The organism is Aliihoeflea sp. 40Bstr573 (genome assembly GCF_024105655.1).
In the GTDB taxonomy this organism is placed as follows: domain Bacteria; phylum Pseudomonadota; class Alphaproteobacteria; order Rhizobiales; family Rhizobiaceae; genus Aliihoeflea.
In genome coordinates this window covers 112,402-135,394 of the sequence record NZ_JAAAMH010000006.1, presented here as the reverse complement: position 1 = coordinate 135,394, position 22,993 = coordinate 112,402, and the positions used below count along the sequence as shown (strand labels likewise).

24 protein-coding genes are annotated in these 22,993 nt (G+C 65.1%); 11 read left to right on the top strand and 13 right to left on the bottom strand.

All coding sequences use genetic code 11. The annotated features are described in order from the left end of the window. Positions 1 to 58: 58 nt before the first annotated feature. Complete coding sequence (locus tag GTK01_RS10045) at positions 59 to 2,344, top strand: NADP-dependent malic enzyme (protein ID WP_252925743.1); 2,286 nt, start codon at positions 59 to 61, stop codon at positions 2,342 to 2,344. A gap of 72 nt (positions 2,345 to 2,416) precedes the next feature. Continuing rightward, positions 2,417 to 3,499, top strand: coding sequence for an endonuclease/exonuclease/phosphatase family protein (locus tag GTK01_RS10040; protein WP_252925742.1), 1,083 nt, complete (start codon positions 2,417 to 2,419; stop codon positions 3,497 to 3,499). 72 nt (positions 3,500 to 3,571) lie between these two features. Here GTK01_RS10040 and GTK01_RS10035 read toward each other — a convergent pair whose 3' ends face one another. The 6 genes from GTK01_RS10035 to GTK01_RS10010 all read right to left on the bottom strand — a co-directional run bounded on the left by GTK01_RS10035 (position 3,572) and on the right by GTK01_RS10010 (position 10,275). Next, positions 3,572 to 4,405 carry a GNAT family N-acetyltransferase gene (locus GTK01_RS10035; protein WP_252925820.1) on the bottom strand — a complete coding sequence of 278 codons (834 nt, stop codon included), beginning with the start codon at positions 4,403 to 4,405 and terminating at the stop codon, positions 3,572 to 3,574. Between the two features lie 134 nt (positions 4,406 to 4,539). Further along, complete coding sequence (locus GTK01_RS10030) at positions 4,540 to 6,774, bottom strand: response regulator (protein ID WP_252925741.1); 2,235 nt, start codon at positions 6,772 to 6,774, stop codon at positions 4,540 to 4,542. Between the two features lie 85 nt (positions 6,775 to 6,859). Then, positions 6,860 to 7,849 carry an MDR family oxidoreductase gene (locus tag GTK01_RS10025; protein ID WP_252925740.1) on the bottom strand — a complete coding sequence of 330 codons (990 nt, stop codon included), beginning with the start codon at positions 7,847 to 7,849 and terminating at the stop codon, positions 6,860 to 6,862. 61 nt (positions 7,850 to 7,910) lie between these two features. Continuing rightward, entirely contained in the window at positions 7,911 to 8,411 is a 501-nt protein-coding gene (gene lspA, locus GTK01_RS10020) for a signal peptidase II (protein ID WP_252925739.1), read from the bottom strand. After that, positions 8,408 to 9,259: an RNA methyltransferase gene (locus GTK01_RS10015; protein WP_252925738.1), complete on the bottom strand. Its 852-nt coding sequence runs from the start codon at positions 9,257 to 9,259 to the stop codon at positions 8,408 to 8,410. The genes lspA and GTK01_RS10015 overlap by 4 nt, the downstream gene beginning before the upstream one ends. Beyond that, positions 9,256 to 10,275 carry a class I SAM-dependent methyltransferase gene (locus GTK01_RS10010; protein WP_252925819.1) on the bottom strand — a complete coding sequence of 340 codons (1,020 nt, stop codon included), beginning with the start codon at positions 10,273 to 10,275 and terminating at the stop codon, positions 9,256 to 9,258. Before GTK01_RS10010 ends, GTK01_RS10015 begins: the two co-directional genes overlap by 4 nt. A gap of 62 nt (positions 10,276 to 10,337) precedes the next feature. Here GTK01_RS10010 and GTK01_RS10005 point away from each other — a divergent pair, with 62 nt between their 5' ends. Continuing rightward, positions 10,338 to 11,042: an HAD family hydrolase gene (locus GTK01_RS10005; RefSeq protein ID WP_252925737.1), complete on the top strand. Its 705-nt coding sequence runs from the start codon at positions 10,338 to 10,340 to the stop codon at positions 11,040 to 11,042. Positions 11,043 to 11,137: 95 nt separating this feature from the next. Here GTK01_RS10005 and GTK01_RS10000 read toward each other — a convergent pair whose 3' ends face one another. The 3 genes from GTK01_RS10000 to sppA form a co-directional block, all read right to left on the bottom strand. Further along, on the bottom strand, positions 11,138 to 11,443 hold the full coding sequence (locus tag GTK01_RS10000; RefSeq protein WP_252925736.1) for a DUF1049 domain-containing protein: 306 nt from the start codon (positions 11,441 to 11,443) through the stop codon (positions 11,138 to 11,140). 26 nt (positions 11,444 to 11,469) lie between these two features. After that, a complete protein-coding gene (locus GTK01_RS09995; RefSeq protein ID WP_252925818.1) occupies positions 11,470 to 11,754 on the bottom strand; it encodes an integration host factor subunit beta in 285 nt (94 codons plus the stop codon). A gap of 155 nt (positions 11,755 to 11,909) precedes the next feature. Continuing rightward, complete coding sequence (gene sppA / locus GTK01_RS09990) at positions 11,910 to 12,878, bottom strand: signal peptide peptidase SppA (protein WP_252925735.1); 969 nt, start codon at positions 12,876 to 12,878, stop codon at positions 11,910 to 11,912. Positions 12,879 to 13,170: 292 nt separating this feature from the next. Between sppA and lptC the strand changes: the two genes are divergently transcribed. From lptC to ptsN, 6 genes are all read left to right on the top strand, one after another. After that, positions 13,171 to 13,824 (top strand): LPS export ABC transporter periplasmic protein LptC, encoded by a 654-nt coding sequence (lptC, locus tag GTK01_RS09985; protein WP_252925734.1) that lies wholly within the window; start codon positions 13,171 to 13,173, stop codon positions 13,822 to 13,824. Between the two features lie 11 nt (positions 13,825 to 13,835). Beyond that, positions 13,836 to 14,402 carry an LptA/OstA family protein gene (locus GTK01_RS09980; protein ID WP_252925733.1) on the top strand — a complete coding sequence of 189 codons (567 nt, stop codon included), beginning with the start codon at positions 13,836 to 13,838 and terminating at the stop codon, positions 14,400 to 14,402. 9 nt (positions 14,403 to 14,411) lie between these two features. Continuing rightward, positions 14,412 to 15,194, top strand: coding sequence for an LPS export ABC transporter ATP-binding protein (gene lptB, locus GTK01_RS09975; RefSeq protein WP_252925732.1), 783 nt, complete (start codon positions 14,412 to 14,414; stop codon positions 15,192 to 15,194). Positions 15,195 to 15,303: 109 nt separating this feature from the next. Continuing rightward, complete coding sequence (gene rpoN / locus GTK01_RS09970) at positions 15,304 to 16,800, top strand: RNA polymerase factor sigma-54 (protein WP_252925731.1); 1,497 nt, start codon at positions 15,304 to 15,306, stop codon at positions 16,798 to 16,800. A gap of 234 nt (positions 16,801 to 17,034) precedes the next feature. After that, on the top strand, positions 17,035 to 17,622 hold the full coding sequence (gene hpf / locus GTK01_RS09965; protein ID WP_252925730.1) for a ribosome hibernation-promoting factor, HPF/YfiA family: 588 nt from the start codon (positions 17,035 to 17,037) through the stop codon (positions 17,620 to 17,622). Between the two features lie 48 nt (positions 17,623 to 17,670). Continuing rightward, a complete protein-coding gene (ptsN, locus tag GTK01_RS09960) occupies positions 17,671 to 18,135 on the top strand; it encodes a PTS IIA-like nitrogen regulatory protein PtsN (RefSeq protein WP_252925729.1) in 465 nt (154 codons plus the stop codon). A 153-nt stretch (positions 18,136 to 18,288) separates the two neighbouring features. Here ptsN and GTK01_RS09955 read toward each other — a convergent pair whose 3' ends face one another. Then, the gene (locus tag GTK01_RS09955) at positions 18,289 to 18,549 is read right to left on the bottom strand and encodes a DUF1150 family protein (protein WP_252925728.1); all 261 of its coding nucleotides are present in this window, start codon (positions 18,547 to 18,549) and stop codon (positions 18,289 to 18,291) included. Between the two features lie 79 nt (positions 18,550 to 18,628). After that, a complete protein-coding gene (locus GTK01_RS09950; protein ID WP_252925727.1) occupies positions 18,629 to 19,054 on the bottom strand; it encodes an Hsp20 family protein in 426 nt (141 codons plus the stop codon). 115 nt (positions 19,055 to 19,169) lie between these two features. Here GTK01_RS09950 and GTK01_RS09945 point away from each other — a divergent pair, with 115 nt between their 5' ends. Continuing rightward, positions 19,170 to 20,111, top strand: coding sequence for a nucleoside hydrolase (locus GTK01_RS09945; protein ID WP_252925726.1), 942 nt, complete (start codon positions 19,170 to 19,172; stop codon positions 20,109 to 20,111). Positions 20,112 to 20,360: 249 nt separating this feature from the next. On the opposite strand, the gene GTK01_RS09940 is transcribed toward GTK01_RS09945, so the two are convergent. Then, complete coding sequence (locus GTK01_RS09940) at positions 20,361 to 21,077, bottom strand: sulfate transporter family protein (RefSeq protein ID WP_252925725.1); 717 nt, start codon at positions 21,075 to 21,077, stop codon at positions 20,361 to 20,363. Between the two features lie 141 nt (positions 21,078 to 21,218). On the opposite strand from GTK01_RS09940, the gene GTK01_RS09935 reads away from it, so the two are divergent. Beyond that, entirely contained in the window at positions 21,219 to 22,211 is a 993-nt protein-coding gene (locus tag GTK01_RS09935; RefSeq protein WP_252925724.1) for an adenosine kinase, read from the top strand. Positions 22,212 to 22,226: 15 nt separating this feature from the next. Here GTK01_RS09935 and GTK01_RS09930 read toward each other — a convergent pair whose 3' ends face one another. After that, positions 22,227 to 22,865 (bottom strand): trimeric intracellular cation channel family protein, encoded by a 639-nt coding sequence (locus GTK01_RS09930; protein WP_252925723.1) that lies wholly within the window; start codon positions 22,863 to 22,865, stop codon positions 22,227 to 22,229. Positions 22,866 to 22,993: the final 128 nt, after the last annotated feature.

The following is a 22,993-nucleotide window of genomic DNA, read 5'->3' as shown; positions in this document are numbered from 1 at the left end:
GCGAGAGCTCGACAAAACTCCACAAAAACAATGCCGAGCCGGGAGGACAGCAGAACCCATGGCACCACGTGACAAATCCGAGCCCTCCACGCCCTCCGTCAGCCCGCAGGAGGCGCTCGACTTCCACGCGCAAGGCCGGCCCGGCAAGCTGGAGATAACTCCCACAAAGCCGATGGCGACGCAGCGCGACCTGTCTCTCGCGTACTCGCCGGGCGTGGCCGTTCCGGTCAAGGCCATCGCCGAGGACCCGAGCCGCGCCTTCGACTACACGGCGCGCGGGAACATGGTCGCGGTGATCTCCAACGGCACCGCCATCCTCGGCCTGGGCAATCTGGGCGCGCTTGCCTCAAAGCCCGTCATGGAAGGCAAGGCCGTTCTGTTCAAGCGCTTCGCCGATGTCGATTCCATCGACCTCGAGGTCGACACCGAGGACGCCGACGCCTTCATCAACTGCGTCAAGCTCCTCGGCCCGTCCTTCGGCGGAATCAATCTCGAAGACATCAAGGCGCCGGAATGCTTCATCATCGAGCAGCGCCTGCGCGAATTGATGGATATCCCCGTCTTTCACGACGACCAGCACGGCACCGCCATCATCGCGGTCGCCGGCCTCATCAACGCGCTGCACCTGACCGGGCGCGACATGGCCAACACCAAGCTCGTGTGCAACGGCGCGGGCGCGGCGGGCATCGCGTGTATCGAACTCGTCAAGTCGCTCGGCTTCGCACCGCAGAATGTCATCTTGTGCGACACCAAGGGCGTCGTCTACCAGGGCCGCGAAGAAGGCATGAACCAGTGGAAGTCGGCGCATGCCGTGCCGACCAAGGCGCGCACGCTCGCCGACGCGCTGGACGGCGCGGACGTCTTCTTCGGCCTGTCGGCCAAGGGCGCGCTGACGCCCGCCATGGTCCAGTCGATGGCGAAGAACCCGATCATCTTCGCCATGGCCAATCCCGACCCGGAGATCACGCCCGAAGAGGTCGCCGAAATCCGCACCGACGCCATCATGGCGACCGGGCGCTCGGACTATCCGAACCAGGTCAACAACGTCCTCGGCTTCCCCTACATCTTCCGAGGCGCCCTCGACGTGCGCGCAACCACGATCAATGACGACATGAAGGTCGCGGCCGCGCAGGCGCTGGCCGACCTCGCCCGGCAGGACGTTCCCGACGACGTCGCAGCCGCCTATCAGGGTATGCGCCCGAAATTCGGCCCCAACTACATCATCCCGGTGCCGTTCGACCCGCGCCTGATCTCGGCCATTCCGCTCGCCGTCGCCCGCGCGGCGATGGATTCGGGCGTCGCCCGCAAGCCGATCCTCGACCTCGAGAAGTACCAGCAGGAACTTTCGGCGCGGCGTGACCCGATCGCCTCAACGCTGCAGCGCATCTACGACCGCGTCCGCCGCCAGCCCAAGCGCATCGTCTTCGCCGAGGGCGAGGAAGAACAGGTCATGCGCGCCGCCGTCTCCTACGCCAGCCAGAAGCTCGGCACGGCGATCCTGCTGGGACGCGACGACGTCATCAAGGAGAACGCCCGCAATTCCGGCGTCGATCTCGACCGCCCCGGCATCGAGATCATCAATGCGCGCTTGTCGCGCCGCAACGGCATCTATGCGGACTATCTCTACGAGCGCCTGCAGCGCAAGGGTTACCTCTTCCGCGACGCGCAGCGCCTCATCAACAACGACCGCAACCATTTCGCCGCCGCCATGGTCGCGCTCGGCGATGCCGACGGCATGGTGACGGGCGTTACGCGCAACTATTCGACCGTGCTGGACGACGTGCGCAAGACAATTGAGGCACGTCCCGGCCACTGCGTCATCGGCGCGTCGATCGCGCTTTGCCGCGGCCGCACGGTCATCGTCGCAGACACCGCCGTTCACGACATGCCGAACGCCGTCGAGCTTGCGGACATCGCCGAGGAAGCAGCGGGCTTCGCGCGGCGCATGGGGTACGAACCGCGCGTCGCCATGCTCGCCTACTCCACCTTCGGCCACCCGCCTGGCGAGCGCTCGGAGCGTGTGCAGGAAGCGGTCAAGATCCTCGACAAACGCCGCGTCGACTTCGAGTATGACGGCGAGATGGCGGCCGACGTCGCGCTCAATCCAAAGCTCATGGCGCAGTATCCGTTCTGCCGCCTGTCGGGACCTGCAAACGTCCTCGTCATGCCGGCCTTCCACTCCGCCTCCATCTCAACCAAGATGCTGCAGGAGTTGGGCGGGTGCACCGTCATCGGGCCGTTGCTGGTCGGCCTCAACAAGCCAGTCCAGATCGTTTCGCTGAACGCCAAGGATTCCGACATCGTCAACATGGCGGCCATAGCCGCCTTCAGCGCAGGTAGCTGATCAAGGCGGGAACATGGCAGGCGGGAATGCATTGTCTTTTGCTCATTCCCGCCGCTGCTCCGGAGACGTGCCGTGTTCCTGATCTTTGCCGCCCTGGCGTCGTTTCTCGTCGTGGCGAGCGTCCTGCCCTTCCTTCCCTTCGCCCACGGCATCGTCAGGGTCGGTGACTTCCCGCGCCAGCAATTCCTGGCGCTCGCGGCAGCGTTGCTCGTCGCGTCGGTCTTCCTCGACGGCGAGGAGACCGGCTGGCGCGTCGTCCAGATGGCGCTTGCTGCCGTCATCGCCATCCAGACACCCCATATCCTTCGCTTCACTCCGGTCTGGCGCAAGCAGACGGCCGATGCACAGCCCGGGGAGGAGGGCGAGCGCATTCGGCTCGTCTCGTCGAACGTCAAGATGTCGAACACGCGCTATCGGGAACTCGCCGAAGAGATCGCCGCATGCGATCCCGACATCGTCGTCCTCATGGAGGTCGACGACCAATGGCGCGACGGCGTGGCCGATCTTCTCGCCCGCTACGAGCATGTCGCCAACGCGACGCGCGACAATTCCTACGGCATGATCGTCGCCTCGCGCTTCCCGTTCGAGACGTTCGAGATCGACGAGCTCCTGACCGAAGGCGTGCCCTCCGTCATCGCCACGATCCGCACGCCGAAGGGCAAGGCCTTCCGCGCCTATTTCATCCACCCCGAGCCGCCCGTCCTTCATCGCGGCACGGAAGGCCGCGACGGCGAGACGGCGCTGGTCGCGCTCAAGGTCAAGGATGAGAAACTGCCGGTCATGGTCACGGGCGACCTGAACGACGTCGCCTGGTCAGTGACGACCGAGCGCTTTCGCAAGATAAGTGGCCTGCTCGACCCGCGTATCGGGCGGCGCATCTTCTCCACTTTCGACGCGCGTTTCCCGTTTCTGCGCTGGCCGCTCGACCATCTTTTCCACTCGCCGGAATTCCGGCTCATCCGAATGAAGCGGCTCAGGCCCTGTGGCTCGGACCATTTCCCCGTCTTTTTCGAACTGCTGTTCTGCCGAACGGAAAAGTCGGAGTCGGAGCCTCAGTCGGCCGATCAGGACGACATCGCCGAAGCCCGCGAAGTGGTCGAAGAGGCCCGCGAGCGCGACGAGGAAGCGATCGGCACGGATTGGGAGAAGAAGTAAGGGCAGACCGGCTCGACACCGGGCAGATCGCGATCAAGACGCTTCAGGCGCTCGATCGCCGAAACGCCCGTGTCAGGCGGCAAACCTTTGCGCATCCGCGCCGTAATAGTTGATGTAGCGGGCCGAAATCTTCGCCACCGGCAGCACGACGAACACGTCGGTCGTGCCGAATTCGTGGTCGATGACGCAACCTTCGCCGATCATCGCGCCGAGCCGCAGATAGCCCTTGATGAGCGGCGGCATGGCGGCCAGCGCCTCGCGCGTGCGGATACCCTCCACCGGCATCAGGTCCATCGACGCGAAGCGCTCGTCCACCGCGCGCACGGCCCAGTCGCCGCTCGCGCGGCAATTGTGGTGCAGGAAGGAAAGCGCCTCGGCATGGCGCGCCGGCACGGTTCCCTCGAAGGAAGCGCAGCCCGCCATCACGTCGATGCCGTGGCGGCGCGTGTAGGCCCAGATGCCCTGCCACAACAGCTCGACCGTGCGCCGCGAGCGATAGGCCGGCAGCACACAGGAGCGGCCGAGTTCGAGGAGGTTGAGGCCAGGGTGGCGCGCCGTCAGGGCGTCGATGCCGAACTCCGCGCTCGAATAGAAGCCGCCCGTTGCAACAGCCTTTTCCTGCGGCAGGAGCCGGTAGGTGCCGACGATCCGCTCGCGATTGGGAACGGCCAGCGACGTGTCCACCACCAGGAGATGATCGCAGATATCGTCGAAACGGTCCGCATCGCGCGAGAGGTCGCACGGCGCGCCGGCGCCGCGCTCCTGATAGAAAACCTTGTAGCGCAGCCTTTGCGCGGCCTCCACTTCGCACGCGCTCGTCGCCAGATGCACCTCCAGCGCGCCGATGCGGCCAAGGCACGTGTCGGTGCCGGTCTGCAGCATGGGCGGGTGGGATACATCGGTCATGACAAGGCCGGTCGTCTCGTCGCGCGGAAGAGGGTTCGGGTGCATCGGCCAGTCTCCACATCACCGGATGCGCGATCCATAGCCACCTCGAGCAACATTATCATGACAGGCGCGAAAGTCACGCCAGTGCGCGTTCACCGCGACGCCGCGTCGTCCAGAACCGCGATCAGCCGCGCCGGATCGACAGGCTTGGCAATGAAGCCCGAGGCTCCGTGCGCAAGTATCGTTTGCCGGCTTTCTGCCCGGTCGTCGGCGCTCAGGACCAGGATCGGAACCCCCGGCAGCCCGTTCTGCGACTCATGCGAACGGATGGCGGCAATGGCTTCCATGCCGTCCATGACGGGCATCTGCAAGTCCATCAGGATGACGTCGAAACGCTGGCCCGGCCGCATGGTCGCCGCTTCCAGCGCCAGCCGGCCGTTGGCGACCGTCTCCACCCGGTGGCCGGCCCGCATGAGGGCAGATCGCGCGAGCAGCGCATTGATCTCGTTGTCTTCGGCGACGAGCACGTTGAGCGCCGTCTGGGCCTGCGCCATCGTCAACCGCTTTGCCGGCTTGGATTCCTCGATCCGCTCGAGCAAGACCTTCAGCAGCGTGTCGCGCCGCAAAGGCCGCGGCAGGAAGTGGGAGTAGCCGTGCGCGCGGAAGTGTCCGACGCGACCGCGCGATTTCGGATCGACGAAGGTAATGGCCGGCACATCGTGCCCGCACACCTGCCGCAGACGCCGCAACAGCGCCCCGTCATCGTTTTCGAGCGCAGCATCGACCACCAGAAGCGTGAACTCGCCGCCTTTGGCGATCCCTGCGGCCTCCTCCACCGTGCGTGCGATTGCGGCCATGCCGCCATGGTCGCGCACGCAAAGCGCCATTGCCTCGGCCTCCATGCGGTTTCGCGAGACGATCAGCACCCGTTTGCCGGCAAGCGGCGCGCCCGTGATCGCCTCTTCCAACACGCCGACGGGGATCTGAGCGGCGAAAATGCTGCCGCGCGCCGGCTTGCTCGCCGCCGTCAGACGGCCGCCCATCGCCTCGGCAATGCGCTGCGAGATCGCAAGGCCGAGGCCGGCGCCCGCCTGCCTCAGCGCCGCGTCGGAGCCCGCCTGCTCATACTCCATGAAGATGCGCGCCAGATCGGCGGGCGCCAGACCCGGTCCGGTGTCGCGAACGCTCACGCGCAGCATTTGGGCGCCATCCACCTGGCGGCGCAGCACCTTGACCAGCACACCGCCGCGATCGGTGAACTTGATCGCGTTGCCGACGAGGTTCAGCAGGATCTGGCGCAGCTTTCCGCCGTCCAGCAGGACGCGCTCCGGCACGTCGGCTGCGACATAAAGGCCAAGCCCGATGCCCTTGGCATGCGCCCGCGCCGCGAGAAGCTCGACGACATTCTCGCCCAACTCACGCACGTTCGTCGCACGCTGGTCGAGTTCGAGCCGGCCGCTCTCGATCTTGGAGTAGTCGAGCAGATCCTCGATCAGCGCCAGAAGCGCGCTCGACGACGTCGAGATCGCACCGACATAGGTCGATTGCTCCGGCGTCAGCACGGTCTGGCCCAGAAGCTGCGCCATGCCCATGATGCCGTTCATCGGCGTTCGGATTTCATGGCTCACCGTCGCCAGGAAGCGCGATTTCGCCCGGCTCGCCTCCACCGCCTGCCGGCGCGCGACCTCGCGGGCGGTTTCGGCCATCCTGCGCTCGGTGATGTCGCGCGCCACCGCATGATGGCGCACCGTCCCGTCCTCGCGCCGCTCCGACAGTTCGAGCCAGGACAGCCAGCGCTCCGTCGGCTGGCCGGGCAGTGCGATATCGATCGCGCTGATCGCGGGCTTTTTGGCGAAGGCCGCCTCCGGCGCGGTCGCCAGGTCGATGCCGAAGTCCTTCAGCGTCGCGCCGCGCAGCCTGTCTGGCGTCTGGCCGAGCATTCTCGCCATCTCGTCGCTGACGACGAGGATGCGTCCTTCGCCGTCCCGCGTCATCCGTGCAAGCCCAAGCGCCTCGATCAGGTCCGGCGTCGACCACGGATCGAGCGGCGGCGCCTTCCATGTCGGCAGGCGCAGTTGCACCGCGCGCACCGCACCGCGCTGGCCGCGCTGCGGAACGAAGAGCGAAAGTCCGGCGAGCGTCAGCGCGCCGGCAACGAGCGGAACGGAAACGACATAGGCGGCATCGGTCAGGAAAGCGACGACCGCGATCGCCATCAGGAAGCCGGCGACCGGCAGCCCGGCCGAATAGAGCCGTGCCGCCGGCTCTTCCGGCAAGTCCATCGCCATTGGCGGCGCAACCACCGGCCGGCGCAACGGGGAGACGTGCGCGCGCGGTGCGGCGTTCGGCTCCTCGTCAGGCGGGCGGATATGGAGGCCGGGCTTCATGGCAAGACCATGCCACGGCCCCGTTAGGGAAGGATCGGCGCAATCGTTATAATTTTAGCGATCGCGCCGAAAGCCCCTCAAACCGTTACATTTCGACGACCACGCGGCCCCTGATCTTGCCTTCGACAATGTCGCGCGCGGCCTGTTCGATGCCGTCGAATCCGATCGTCGTCGAGATGGAGGAGAGCTTGCCCGTATCGAGATCGGAGCCGATGCGCTTCCAGGCTTCTTCGCGAATTTCGCGCGGCGCCATCACCGAGTCGATGCCAAGCAGAGAGACACCGCGCAAGATGAAGGGCGCGACGCTCGTCGCCAGGTCCATGCCCCCGGCGAGGCCGCAGGCGGCGACCGCGCCGCCATACGACGTCATCGACAGGACGTTGGCCAGCGTGTGGCTGCCGACCGCGTCGATGCCGCCCGCCCAGCGCTCCTTGCCGAGCGCCTTGGCCGGCTGGGCCAGTTCCTCGCGGTCGATGATGTCGGCCGCGCCGAGCGATTTCAGGTATTCCGTTTCCGAAACGCGGCCCGTGGAGGCGATCACCCGATAGCCGAGCTTGGCGAGAATGGCGATGGCGACCGAGCCGACACCGCCGGCAGCGCCAGTCACGACGACCGGCCCGCGCGCGGGCACGATGCCGTGCCGCTCCAGCGCCATGACGCACAGCATCGCCGTGTAGCCGGCCGTGCCGACCGCCATCGCATCCTTCGCGCTCATGCCGTCGGGCAGGCGCACCAGCCAGTCGCCCTTGACGCGCGCGCGGCCCGCATAGGCGCCGTGATGGGTCTCGCCGACGCCCCAGCCATTCAGGACGACCTTGTCGCCGGCCTTCCAGTCCGGGTGGCTCGATTGCGTCACCGTGCCGGCGAAGTCGATGCCCGGGATCAGCGGCCACCGGCGCACGACCGGCGCCTTGCCGGTGATCGCGAGCCCGTCCTTGTAGTTGACCGTGGTGGCCTCGACAGCGACCGTCACGTCGCCTTCCATCAGGTCGGCTTCGGTCATGTCGACCAGGCCAACCGATTGCACCTTATTCTCGTCGCGCGAGACGAGAAGGGCTCTGAAACTGTCCGACATCGAGGCTCCCTGAAGTTGCTGTTTTAAGTTGCAGCGAATTTGGAGCGTCCAGGATGAGGCGTCAACTTTGCGCGCGCGACTTTCGCCATGCGATGAACTCTTCGAGAATAACGAGCATCGCGCCGACCGTGATGAAGGCGTCGGCGAGGTTGAAGACGGCAAACGACCAGTTGGGCAGATAGAACAGGAAGTAGTCGACGACGTAGCCCAGCCAGACGCGGTCGATCAGATTGCCGATCGCTCCGCCGATGATCAGGGCGAAGCCAAGTCGCGCCCAGCGTTGATGCGGCTCGGACTTGGAAGCGAGATAGAGCACGAAGAGCGTGACCGCCGCCGTCAGGAATACGAGGCCGACGGACCCGAAATCCGACAACATCGAAAAGGCGATGCCCGTATTGTGCGTGCGGTAGAGCGCGAAGGTGGGAAAGAGGTCGATGCGAACATGCATCGCCATATGCGTCTCGACCCAGAACTTGATCCACTGGTCGAGGCCGATCGCGGCGACGACCACCAGCACGTAAGCGGCCAGAACCTTCCAGTTGCGGGGGTGTGTCTCGCTCACGCCAGTCTGTCTCCGATGTCGAGTGCGGCGCGGCGCACCTCGTAAAGCATCACGCCCGTCGCGACGGAAAGATTGAGCGAATCCGCCTTTCCGACCTGCGGGATCCGCACGAGTTCGTCGCAGGCCCTTGCCAGTTCGTCCGGCAGGCCCTGCTGCTCGTTGCCCATCAGGATCACCAGGGGGCGGCCCTTGTAGTTCGGCGTGCGATAGTCAACCGAGCCTTTCAGATGCGTGCCGACGAGCATCGCTCCCGCCTTTGCCTTCCAGGCCAGGAACGCCTCGGGCGTCGCGCGCGCGACCGGCACGGAAAAGACCGAGCCCATCGTCGCCCGTACCGTTTCCAGAGAGAATGGGTCGGTCGTCTCGCCGACGAGGATCACGCCCCGGGCGCCCACTGCGTCGACCGTGCGAATGATTGTTCCCAGATTGCCCGGATCGCGGACCCTGTCGAGCGCCACCCAGACGTCGCCGGCTTCCAGTCTGATGTCGGCCAGCTTCGCCAGCTTCTGTTCGAAGACGCCGACCACCATCTGCGGGTTGTCGCGCCTCGTGATCGCGCCGAGAACCTTTTCGGAGACTTCGAGCACGAGCCCGCCCAGCGCCACCGTGCGCGAGGCGATTTTCTCGACCGACGCGTTTGCGCGCCCGGCCTTTGAATAGATCAGCGTGCGGATCGTCCAGCCCCCTTCGAGCGCGTCGATGACGAGCTTCAGCCCTTCGGCCATGAAGGCGTGCTGCTCGTCACGGAATTTCTTCAGCGCCAGCGCCTTGATGTCCTTGACGATCGGGTTGGCGAGGCTGGTGATTTCCTTCACCTGGCCGACGCGCGGCGTCCTCGTCTCGCTCATGCCGACACCCATCGCGAAAAGAGCGAGGTCGAGAGCGCCCGGCCGACCGATTGCTCGCGGATGATGAGTTCGCCCGATTCCACCCGTCCACCCATGCCGGCGAAGATGTCGCGCATCAGCGCATGGATCGCGAAGAAGGACGAGCGGATCGAATAGGCCGTCAGCACCACGCCGATCGGCCTGTCGGTCAGGATCGAGCGGCAGATGTCGGCCATCGCCGGCAGGTCGTCGAAGAGTTGCCAGACCTCGCCTTTCGGTCCGCGCCCATAGGCGGGCGGGTCGAAGAGGATGATGTCGTAGCGGCTCTCGCGGCGTTCCTCGCGCTCGACGAACTTCATCGCGTCCTCGCAGATCCAGCGGATCGGCTTGTCGCCGAGCCCTGCCATCTCCTGATTCTCGCGCGCCCAGCCGATCGCCTTCTTCGAGGCGTCGACATGGGTGACTTCGGCACCGGCGCGCGCGGCGACGAGCGAGGCGACGCCGGTATAACCGAAAAGGTTCAGCACCTTCACCGGTCGCTTCGCCGTTCTGATCCATTCCTCCATCTGCGACCAGTGCGAGGCCTGCTCGGGAAAGACACCGACATGGCGGAACGAGGTGAAGCGGCCGAGATAGTCGATGCCGTCGTGCTTCATCGGCCAGGTCTCGCGGAGCGGGCTTTTTGGAAAGCGCCAGCGGCCCATGCCTTCCTCGTCCGTGTCGCCGGTGAAGATCGCGTCGACATTCTCCCAGTCCCGGGCCCCGAGCGCTGGCTGCCAGATCGCCTGCCCCTCCGGCCGCACGATGCGATAGGGACCGTATTGCTCGAGCTTGCGGCTGGCGCCGGAATCGATCAGCGCATAGTCGTTGTTCGGCGCGACTTCGAGGATGAGCGGCAGCTTCTCGTCCGGCAGTGCGCCCTTGCGGCGCGTCAGGTCGCGCACGGCCTTGATGGCCGGCGCCAACTGGGGCGCACGGTCGGACTTGTCGGGCCGGTCGCGGCGCCTGTTGCGCTCCTTGGACTTCAAGCTCTTGATCTCGTTCGGGACAGACGGCCGCGCTTCTGCCATAGAGGCGCGGCATTCGCAAGGAAAGGCAGATGACACGCGCACTCACCACCATCGGCTTCGACGCCGACGACACGCTGTGGCAGAACGAGCAGTTCTTCCGCATGACCGAGGCGCATTTCGTCGAACTCCTCGCCGATCATGCGCACAAGGAGGTTCTGACCCAGCGCCTGCTCGATGCCGAGAAGCGCAATCTTGGGCATTACGGCTTTGGCATCAAGGGCTTCACCCTGTCGATGATCGAGACCGCGATCGAGGTAACCGAAGGCAAGGTGGACGCGCAGACCATCGCGAAGCTCCTCGCAGCCGGGCGTGAGATGCTGCGCCATCCGGTCGAGACGTTGCCGCATGCCACCGAAGCGCTGGAGGCGCTCGCCGGCCGCTACCGCCTCGTTCTCATAACCAAGGGCGACCTTTTCGACCAGGAGCGCAAACTGGCCGCTTCCGGGCTGGGCGAGCATTTCGACGCGGTCGAGATCGTCTCGGACAAGAGCGAGGCGACCTATGCGCGCATCTTCTCCGCTGGCGGACACGATCCGTCGGCCGCGATGATGATCGGCAGTTCGCTGAAATCGGACGTGCTGCCAGCTCTTGGCGCCGGAAGCTGGGGCGTCTACGTCCCGCACGAACTGACCTGGAGCTTCGAGCACGCCGACAAGCCGCAGGCCCATCCGCGCTTTCGCGAGATGCCCGATCTTTCGGGCCTCACCGCGCTGATCAACGAAATCTCAGGGTAACCGGCGCGCCCCAGGCTTGGGCGCTTGAGCAGCGGAAGCGCGAAAGCGCGAAAGCGTCCATTTGCAGGCTGCTCAGGCCTGCACATCAGCGCAGCTCAGGCGCGCGGGCGTGCCACGACCTTTCCGGTGGCGTCGGTGGATTCGGGCTGTTGGGCGCGGTGCTGGCGCGCCATCTTGCGATAGGGGGCCTGGCGCAGCCAGGTCGCGATCGACCCCAGGAACATGCCCACCACCAGCGTCAGGAACAAAAGCACGAAGAGCGGCGCTTCGAAGGTCAGCGCCGGATGGTCGGCGTTGAACGGGTCGAGCGAGAACGGCACCCAGCCGCGGTTCGCCACTGCAAGCGCGATCAGAATGATCGCAATCGGAAGATAGATGGCGAGACCGAGGAATTTGCGCATGCGTGCTCCGTTTGGCGGCTTGAGGCTCAGGCGTCGGTATTCAGGCGCTCGCGCAGTTCCTTGCCGGTCTTGAAGAAGGGGACCCATTTTTCCTCGACTTCAACGGCCTCGCCCGTGCGCGGGTTCCGCCCCACGCGGGCCGGCCGGTTCTTGACCGAAAATGCGCCGAATCCACGCAGTTCCACGCGGTTGCCCTGTGCCAAGGCCTCGGTGATCTCGTCGAAGATCGCGTTGACGATATTTTCCACGTCGCGCAGGAAAAGATGCGGATTGCGGTTGGCAATCGTCTGCACCAGTTCGGATTTGATCATTGTCCATCCCTCTCCAGGACCCGCCGCATTGGGATCGCCGGCCTCCTCGTCGAGGTTCGAGACGATCCGCATCACCGACCCGCCACCGGGCCGATCCGCAAAACCGGTTACCACTCTCTGGCCCGATCCTCTAGCCGAATGATTTCATTAAATTTTTAGTCGGCCGTCGATGAGGAGCGAGGTTGCCAGACCGATACAAGCCCGTCAAGAAACAAGGGTTCCAGTCCGGCGCGGACCAAAAGCTGATCGGCAAGGCGGTCGAGCCCGAAGAGCGAGACGATCGTCGCCTGCGACCCCACGCCCCACCAGCCGCCCTGGTTGCGCGGCTTCCACTCGACGACGTCGAGTTCGCCATCGACGCCGCGTGTCCCGAGCCAGCGCACCGCTTCCTCCTCGCCGCCAAGGCTGTCGACCAACCTGCTTTCGAGCGCCTGCCGGCCGGTGAAGATCGACCCGTCGGCCAGCGCCAGTACCTCGGCGCGGTCGAGCGGGCGGCGATCCTGAACGAGGCCGACGAACCAGTCGTAGCTGTCCATGACGAGGGCGCGGATCATCGCACGCTCCTCTTCGGTCGTCGGCGTGAAGGGCGAGGGCTCGGCCTTCAGCGGCGAGGATTTCACGCCATCGACCTTGATCCCGATATTGTCCATCAGCTCCGTGACGTCGGGATACTGGAACAAGACCCCGATCGAGCCGACGATCGAGGACTGGCGCGCGACGATGTGGTCTGCGGCGCTGGCGATCATGTATCCTGCAGAGGCGGCAAGCGTCCCGACCTGAGCGACGACGGGCTTTTCGACCGCCAGCCTGCGCACGGCCTCGAACACGGCCTCGCCGCCGGCGGTCGTGCCGCCGGGTGAGTTGATGTGCAAGATGACGCCCTTGACCGTGGCGGATTCCTGCACGCGCTCGAGACGCTCCAGCAGTTCCTCGTCCTCGGTGATCGTGCCTTCGATCTTGATGCGGGCGATGTGGTCCATGCCCGCCCCCGCGCCGTCACGCCAGAAATAGCTTGTGGTCGCGATCACGATCGCGGCGACGAGCAGGATCGCGGCGACGCGCCAGAATGAAAGCTTGCGCCGCAGGCGTCTGCGGTCGATCAGGTCGTCGGCTCGTGCGGCCATGCCACCTTGTCCTTCTTGCTTGCAAGCCCTTTCTACCCCAAGGCGGAGGGCGATAGAAGGGAGCACTGCTGGCGGTGCGACCCGATGCCCTTCACCTTGCGTGACGGGCACCCCTGTTCAATAGCCGGAAAATCACCATATTGGGTGCTTATTCAGGCTGCTGGAAGATTTCGTTCACCAATGCTTCAGTCAAATGGCGTCATGGGAACGAAGAATTCAGCCATCACCGGATGCCACAGGCATCGGGGATAGATATCGGGGTCGGATCGATTGCCCCGGCAGAGGTTTCGACATGAGTGACGTTTCAAGGCCGGACGACCTTTTCGCGCGCGCCCAGCGCCATTCCAGCCGGGTTCGGTTCCTCAAGATCGCACTGCCGGTTGGCGCCGCTGCGCTCGGCGTCGTCTTCGTTGCCGCTGCCTGGCTTTCGTCGCCGGGTTCCATCGGCTTCCAACTCGGCTCGACCTCGGTGGAGGACGGCCGCCTCGTCATGCAGAATCCAAAGCTCGACGGCTTCACTTCCGACAACCGCCCCTATTCGATGAGCGCGGCGCGAGCCTCGCAGGTGATCGGCCAGGGCGACCGGATCGACCTTGAGGAAATCAACGCACGGCTGCCGCTCGAAGGCGACGACTGGGTCACGGTCATCACCGAAACCGGTACGTTCGACCGCGCCGCCAACCGCCTCGACGTTACCAGCCCGATGACGGTCCGGACCGAGAAGGGCATCAACGCACAGTTCCAGTCGGCCATCGTCGACATCTCGACCGGAGCGCTGCAAACCAGCGATCCGGTCGAAATTGATCTTGACGGGACGCACGTTACCGCCGACTCCATGCAAATCGCCGATGACGGCGCGGTCCTGATTTTCGAGAACCGGGTGCGCATGCGCATCAATGGCGAAAAACTGCAATCCGCGTCCAACACCAAAGGGGTGACGCAATAATGAGGACGGGGATGAGGGGGATTTGCGGCCAGGCGCTTGCTGGATTTGCCGTCGTCGCGTTCGCGCTCGCCATGGCGCAGCCGGCATTTTCGCAGCAGGAGAGCCGGATGTCGGGCCTCCAGCTCGACGGCGACCAGCCAATCGAGATCGAGAGCGACCGGCTTGAGGTGCGCGACAATGACGGTACCGCGGTCTTCACCGGCAACGTCCAGGTCGTGCAGGGCGAGACGACGCTGCGCGCAGGCCGCATGGTCGTCCACTACGTCAGCGACGGCTCTACCGGCGCATCCACCCCGACGACCGGAGCCTCCGACATTGAGCGCATCGAGGTCGAGGACACCGTCTACATCCAGACCGCAAGCCAGGTCGCGACCGGCGACCGGGGCACGTTCGACATGGGCACAGAGCTCCTGACCCTTTCGGGCCGCGAGGTCGTGCTGACGGAGGGCGAGAATGTCATCGTCGGCTGCCAGCTCACCGTGCAGATGAACACCGGCGTTGCGAATCTCGATGGCTGCGGCAACGAGGGCGGCGGGCGCGTGCGCATGCTGCTGCAACCCGGCTCGCAAAGACAGTAAGCGAGAACCATGCTCAACCGTCCGGAAGCCGCGGCCACGACAGCCAGCACGATCGATCCGCGCCGCTTCAAGGGCACGCTGATCGCGCGCGGGCTGACGAAGAGCTACAAGGGCCGTCAGGTTGTCTCGGGCGTTTCCATCGGCGTTCGCGCCGGTGAGGCCGTCGGGTTGCTTGGACCAAACGGCGCCGGCAAGACCACCTGCTTCTACATGGTGACAGGCCTCGTCCCGGTCGATCAGGGGACGATCGAGATCGACGGAAACGACGTCACCTCGTTGCCGATGTACCGTCGCGCGCGGCTCGGCATCGGCTATCTGCCGCAGGAGGCCTCGATCTTCCGTGGGCTGACCGTCGAGCAGAACATTCGCGGCATCCTCGAGGTTACCGAGAAGAACCGCAAGGTGCGCGAGGAGCGGCTCGACGAACTGCTCGAGGAGTTCCACATCTCGCACCTGCGCAAGTCCGCCTCGATCGCGCTGTCGGGCGGGGAGCGGCGGCGCCTCGAGATCGCACGCGCGCTGGCCTCCAAGCCCAATTTCATGCTGCTAGACGAGCCCTTCGCCGGCGTGGACCCGATCGCCGTCTCCGACATCCAGCATCTCGTGCGTCAGTTGACCTCGCGCGGCATCGGCGTGCTCGTCACCGACCATAACGTGCGCGAGACCCTCGGCCTCATCGACCGCGCCTACATCATCCACGCCGGCCAGGTCCTCACCCATGGCCGCCCGGCCGAAATCGTCGCCAATCCCGACGTGCGCCGCCTTTATCTGGGTGAAGGCTTTACCCTTTAGCCGGATTTCGACTTCACCAAAGCCCAATCGGCTTGACAAGCAAGTCCCGGGCCAGTTTGTTATCGCTCAGACGAGAGGCCGAAAACGGCCCTTACGGGATCGGGGCGAGATGGGGCTTGGAGCCAGACTTCAGCTAAGGCAGTCGCAATCGCTGGTGATGACGCCGCAATTGCTGCAGTCGATCCGCCTTCTGCAATTCACCCAGCTCGAACTCGAAAAGTTCATCGATGAGGAAATCGAGCGCAATCCGCTGCTCGAACGGGCAGAAGCCGAGGACGCGCCCGATGAGGAGGCGCCGCACCACGAGCCCTCCTCCGAGGACGGCGTCGACGAATGGTTCGAGGCGAGCGACGGATCGAGTTCCCAGCGCATGGCCGATCAGCTCGACACATCGATCGAGAACGTCTTCCCCGACGAGCCCGGCCTTGCAGCCCTTTCGTCCTCCGCCAGTTCATCTTCGCCCGGCGCGGCCGACAGCGGGTTCGACAGCTTCGATTTCGCGCCCGGCAGGCCCGATCTTCGCCAGCATGTGCGCGAGCAGATCGCGCTCTCGATCCGCTCGCCGCAGGACCGCGTCATCGCCGCAGAACTCTGCGACGCGCTCGACGAGGACGGCTACATGCGCGCCGACCTCGACGACATCGCCGAACGGCTCGGTGTGCCGCACGCCGATGCCAGCCGCGTTCTGGGCCTTTGCCAGCGCTTCGATCCGGCAGGTCTCTTTGCCCGTGACCTTGCCGAGTGCCTTGCCCTGCAGCTTGCCGCGCGCGACCGGCTCGATCCCGCCATGGCGGCGATGGTCGCCCATCTCGAACTCGTCGCCCGGCGCGATTTCGCGACGCTGAAGAAGCTGTGCGGCGTCGACGAGGCAGACCTTCTGGACATGCTGGCCGAGCTGCGCGGCCTCGATCCCAAGCCCGGTCTCGCCTTTGTCGTGGACACGGCCGAAATCATCAAGCCAGACGTCGTCGTGCGGGCCGCACCCGACGGAAGCTGGGCCATCGATCTCAATCCCGACGCCCTGCCGCGCGTCCTCGTCAACCAATCCTATGCCGCGACGGTCACGCGCGGGGCGCGCCAGCGCGAGGACCGCGACTTCGTCTCCGAATGCCTGCAGAGCGCCAACTGGCTGGTCCGCTCGCTCGACCAGCGCGCGCGCACCATCTTGAAGGTCGCGACGGAGATCGTGCGCCAGCAGGACGCGTTCCTCGCCCACGGCGTACGCCGTCTTCGCCCCTTGAACCTCAAGACCGTCGCCGACGCGATCGGCATGCACGAATCCACCGTCAGCCGCGTGACGTCGAACAAGTTCATGATGACGCCGCGCGGCGTCTTCGAGTTCCGCTATTTCTTCACCGTCGCGATTGCGGCGTCCGGCGGTGGCGACGCGCATTCGTCGGAGGCGGTGCGCGACCGCATCCGCGCCCTGATCGAAGCCGAAAGCCCCGAGAATGTCCTGTCCGACGACGCGATCATGGACATTCTCAAGCAGGACGGAATCGACATCGCGCGGCGCACAGTGGCGAAATACCGCGAAGGCATGAACCTTGCCTCCTCCGTTCAGCGCCGGCGCGAGAAGCGCGCGAGAGCGGCACTTTCGGCCTGAATTCCCGGCCTTCATTGACAAGGTTTCGTTAAGGGACTAGAAGCCGCGCCGCAATGGACCGGGGCTGAAAATGCCGCCGGTCTTCGGCGCATGTTCGCCTCCGGCCCGGCCCCGACGTCGTGGGGAGACGGTGCCGGAAAACCTTGTGCAGGCTGGCGACGGGTATACACTCGCCTATGTACCCTAGTGGGTCACCAACGGCCCGGTCAGCATGAACAGAAGGTCAGATAGGTCATGAGTCTGCGCATTTCGGGAAAGCACATGGAGATCGGCGATGCGTTCCGCACGCGGATCGAAAGCCGTATCGGCGACGCGGTCGACAAGTATTTCGACGGCGGATTCTCGGGGCGGGTGACCGTCGAGAAGGCCGGCTCGCGCTTTACCGCGGACTGCTCGATCCATATCGACACCGGAATGGTGCTGCAGGCGACCGGTCAGGCGCAGGACCCGCAGCTCGCCTTCGACGGCGCGGCCGAGCGTATCGAAAAGCGCCTGCGCCGCTACAAGCGCCGGCTGAAGTCGCACAATACCGGCACCAACGGCGCGAACGCCATCGACATGGCCTATCGCATCATGTCGCCGGTCGCCGACGAGGATGACGAGGTGCCGGACGACTATGCACCGGCCGTCGTCGCCGAATCCACCGTGGCGCTGCAGACCATGTCGGTCGCGACAGCGGTCATCGAACTCGACACCAAGGACACGCCGGTCGTCGTCTTCCTCAATGCGGGAACCGATTCGGTCAACATCGTCTATCGACGCCCGGACGGGAATATAGGCTGGATCGACCCGTCTTCGGCTTTGGGCGCGAACACGAACTAGGCACCGGCGCCAAGCGTTCCGCCGGATGCGCGATCAAGAGGATTTCCAATGGATCTGAGCGATCTGATCGAGGCTTCGGCAGTGATGCCGGCCTTGAAGGCCAATTCGAAGAAGCAACTTTTGCAGCTTCTGGCCGAAAAGGCGGCATCGATCACCGGACTGCCCGAGCGGGAAATCTTCGACACGATCCTGCAGCGCGAACGCCTGGGCTCGACCGGCGTCGGCAACGGCATCGCGATCCCGCACGGCAAGTTACCGGGGATTAGCCGGATTACCGGCGTCTTCGCCCGGCTCGACCATCCGGTCGAGTTCGAGGCGCTGGACGATCAGCCGGTCGATCTGGTCTTCCTGCTGCTGGCGCCCGAAAGCGCCGGCGCCGATCACCTGAAGGCCCTGTCGCGAACGGCCCGCGTGCTGCGCGACAGCGAGACGGTCGCAAAGCTCAGGGGCACGACGGACGCTTCCGCGATCCACGCTTTGCTCTCTGAAAGCACCACCACGAACGCCGCCTGAACGCTTTCTTGCGGCACAAAAAAGGCGGCTCGAAGCCGCCTTTTTCGTTTCATGGGTTCAGCGCCGTTCGCAAAACTCAGCGGAGCGCATCTCGGCAACTTAGCCGCGGCAAGCGCAGAACGCATCGATTGCAGGCTGCTCGGCCGAACGTGATCAGTGGATGCTGACGGGAACGAGATCGTTCTGCATCGCGCCGGCGATCGCCGTCTCACGCTGGTCTGTCAGCAGGATCGGCCGGCCGTCTGCGGCGAACACGGCCCACAGGCGCAGCCCGGAGGCAATCTCCGGCATGCCGGGGAACTTGCCGCGCAGATCGTCCGAATCCATCTCGCGCAGGTAGGCCACAGTGCCTTCGCCCAGATGCGCGAGCTCGTCGTTCGTCAAAGGATTGTCGTGGTGTAGATTCTCAGTCATCGTCAGCCTCCTTGGCCTGCCGGGACGTCTCAAAGGACCAACCCGCAGCCGAGCCTTTCGGTTCCGATTGATCCCGTGATCAATCTTTCACTAAAATATTGATTTTCTTTACCAGCCGTTCCGGCTCGGGACGGTCGAGGTCGATCGCCAGAAGTCCGTTCGTTAGGGCGGCGCCAGTCACGCGCATGCCGTCCGCAAGAACGAAAATGCGCTGGAACTGCCGAGCCGCGATGCCGCGATGGAGAAAATCACGTTCACCGTCGTCGACCTGCTTGCCGCGAACGACGAGCTGGTTTTCTTCGATCGACACGTCGAGATCGCTTTCGGCAAAGCCTGCCACGGCAAGGGTGATGCGCAGGCGATGCCCGCCGTTCTCGCCCGATGCCAGTCGCTCGATGTTGTAGGGGGGGTAGCTGTCGCCGGATTTGGCGACCCGCTCGAGTGTCTTTTCCATCGTGTCGAATCCGAGCAGAAGCGGATTCGAGAAAGGTGTCATTCGCGTCATGTCGTGTCCTCGAAGAGCGACGTTCCTGGCAGGACCCCGAAGGCGTCCTGGCCGTTGACCCTGATATGGATTGTCGCCATACGCAGTTCAAGTCGAACGCGAGGGACCAAATCACATGTCGCAGGCCGCCAAGATCATCATCGACACCGATCCGGGACAGGACGATGCTGTCGCCATCCTTCTCGCGCTGGCGAGCCCGGAGCTGGCGGTGATCGGCATCACGGCGGTGGCCGGCAACGTGCCGCTCGCGCTCACCGAGAAGAACGCGCGCAAGATTTGCGAGCTTGCCGGCCGCCCGGACATCAAGGTCTATTCCGGCGCGATCCGCCCGCTTATGCGCCAGCTCGTCACCGCCGAGGAAGTCCACGGCAAGTCGGGTCTCGACGGCCCCGACCTGCCCGAGCCGACCATGCAGCTCCAGTCGCAACATGCCGTCGATTACCTGGTCGAGACGCTGATGGCCGAGCCGGAAGGCACGGTCACGCTGTGCCCGCTCGGGCCGTTGACCAACATCGCGCTTGCCCTTGTCAAGGAGCCGAAGATCGCCAGGCGCATCAGGCAGATCGTGCTGATGGGCGGCGGCTATTTCGAGCAGGGCAACGTCACCCCTTCCGCCGAGTTCAACATCTATGTCGATCCGCACGCGGCCGACATCGTGCTGAAATCGGGCGTGCCGATCGTCATGATGCCGCTCGACGTCACCCACAAGGCGCTCACGACCCGCGCCCGCGTGGAGGCGATCCGCGCGATAGGAACCCCGGTCGGCGAAGCCACCGCTGCGCTCCTCGATTTCTTCGAGCGTTATGACGAACAGAAATACGGCACCGATGGCGGCCCGCTGCACGACCCCTGTGTCATCGCCTGGCTCCTGAAGCCCGATCTCTTCTCCGGCCGCGAGTGCAACGTCGTCGTCGAGACCATGTCCGAACTCACCATGGGCGCCACGGTCGTCGACTGGTGGGGCACGACGGGCCGGCCGAAGAACGCCAAGGTCATGCGCGACATCGACGCCGACGGCTTTTTCGCGCTGCTGACGGAGCGGCTCGCGAGGATCTGAGCCTCGCTTCGAACCAGATTTTTTCTGGAGTTGACCCCCACCTTCTGTCCTCCCCACAAGGGGGAGGGCGTCTCCGATACGCTTGATCCTGCCGCTTGGCGCCAGGTGGAAAGCGAGCTTCGGCGCTCACGTCTCCCTCCCCCTTGTGGGGAGGATAGAGGGTGGGGGTCTCCTCTAGAAAAAACCTGCTGTCCCACCCACCAATCGGCTCCAACACAGTGGCAAGGCCGGGATCCCTTTTCGCTAGAACTACCCCCTGTCCCGCACCGAAACTGCCTTGTGCAGATGGACCATCAGCGCCGCAGCGAACAACGGCGTCGCCAGGTTGAGCACGGGGATCGCCAGCAACCCGGCGATCACGAACCCGGCCATCAGCACCGTTCCCGAATGGCGGCGGCGAAGCGCCTTCGCCTCGTCCTCCGACCGGAACCGCATGGCGGCGAACTCGAAGAATTCGCGGCCGAGCAGGTAGCCGTTGACGACGAAGAAGGCGACGAGGTTCACGCCCGGCACCAGAAGCAGCACCAGCGCCAGCAAGTTGCCGAGGATGACGATGCCGAAGAATTTCAGCGACAGCACCGCGGCCCGCACCAGCGGCACGGCGGTACCCGGTGGATCCTGCGGATAGTCCCGCGTTTCGACTATCTCGGCGACATCGTCGAGAAACATGCCGGCGATGATCGCCGTGACCGGCGCAATCAGCAGCGCCAGACCCGCCGCAAGCGCAATGCCGGCCGCGATTCCGGCAAAGACACCGAACCACGACGCCCATGCATCGGCCCAGCCAGGCAGGTCCGGGGCCATCATCACCATCCACGGCCAGAGCAGCCATTCGAACAGGTAGCGCAGCCCGAACCACAGCCCGACCAGGAAAAGGACCGTCAAGCCGATAGACTTCCAGAAGGCGGAGCGAAATTCCGGCTCGGTCAAATTGGCGGCGGCGCGCCGCACGGCGGTAAGGATCATGATGGCGTCGCCCCCGGTGTTGTTCACGGGCAAGTAGGTGCCGCGCGGGCACGGGGCAAGGCGGCAAGGCGTTTGCACTTTGCCGGCGATGCCGCTAAACGGAGCCCGTTCCCCCGACATGACGAGCGACCGGAGACCTCGATGACGCAGTATGACGTGCTTTGCATCGGCAATGCCATCGTTGACATCATTGCCCGCTGCGACGACGCCTTCCTGCGGGACAACCAGATCATCAAGGGCGCTATGAACCTGATCGACGCCGAGCGCGCCGAGCATCTTTATGCGCATATGGGCCCGGCCATCGAGGCCTCGGGCGGCAGCGCCGGCAACACGGCGGCGGGCATTGCCAGCTTCGGCGGCAGCGCGGCCTTTTTCGGCAAGGTCTCGTCAGACCATCTGGGTCTGATCTACACGCACGACATTCGCGCGCAGGGCGTCGCATTCGATACCCGGCCGCTCGCCGACAAGCCGCCCACAGCGCGCTCGATGATCTTCGTCACGCCGGACGGCGAGCGCTCGATGAACACCTATCTGGGCGCCTGCGTCGAACTCGGCCCCGAGGACGTCGAGGCCGAAAAGGCCACCGGCGCCAAGGTCACCTATTTCGAAGGCTATCTGTGGGACCCGCCGCGCGCCAAGGAAGCGATCCGGCTGACCGCCGCTCATGCGCACCGGGCGGGCCGCGAGGTCGCCATGACGCTTTCGGATTCGTTCTGCGTCGACCGCTACCGCGACGAATTCCTCGACCTGATGCGTTCCGGCACGGTCGACATCGTCTTTTCCAACGAAAGTGAGCTGAAGGCGCTCTATCAGACGTCCTCCTTCGAAGCCGGGCTTGAAGCGATCCGCAAGGACTGCCGCCTCGCCATCGTCACACGCTCGGAAAAGGGTTCGGTCGTCCTCAGCCGCGGCGAAACCGAGATCGTGGACGCGATCGAGATCGCCGAACTCGTCGACACCACCGGCGCCGGCGACCTCTACGCCGCCGGCTTCCTCTACGGCTATACGAGCGGCCGCACGCTCGCCGATTGCGGCCGCCTCGGCTCGCTGGCCGCGGGCCTCGTCATCCAGCAGATCGGCCCTCGCCCCATGCTCAGCCTGAAAGAGGCGGCCGAGGAACGTGGGCTGATCTAGAGGCGCCGTTGAGCGTCACCTCGTGTGCGTATCCTCCGGCGCCCGTCCCGGCCGGCTCTTGTAGGGCGGGAATGTCCAGCCATAGGCCAGCGCCCCTCCGCGCACGAAAAACGCCATCGAGAAGGCGATGAGCGCCGCGCCTCCGGCGGGCGAGCCGCCGAGGTCGGCGAGCACGTAGACGACGGAGCCGGCCAGCGCGGCGGTGACGTAAATCTCCGGGCGCAGCAGCACCGACGCCTCGCCCGCCAGAATGTCCCGCAATATGCCGCCGAAGGTCGCTGTAAGGACGCCGGTCACGACCGCAATGACCGGCGAGCCCGTCACCTCGAGCCCCTTGTAGGCGCCGAAGACGCAGTAGGCGGAAAGGCCCACCGCATCGAGCCAGAGCAGAAGCCGGTATCGCGATTCGACCAGATGTGCGCCGAAGAACACAGCAACCGCGACAACGCCGCAGACCAGCAGGTAGTTGTGATTGGCGATCCAGAAGACCGGGACGTCGAGAACCAGATCGCGGAACGTGCCGCCGCCGATTGCCGTGACGCCGGCAAGGAACAGGAAGCCGATGATGTCGAGCTGCTTGCGCGAGGCGGCCAGCCCGCCCGTCGCGGCGAAGACAGCGATGCCGGCATAGTCCAGGAAAAGAAGCAGGTTCAATTCGCCCTCCCTGGCAAAGTGGCGCGTCGATCATCCGAACAAGCCCGGGTTAGGGAGGAATGAAACCGCAGAGTCGACGCCGGCCGATATACGATTGCCTACGAAAAAGGCGCCCATGCGGCGCCCTT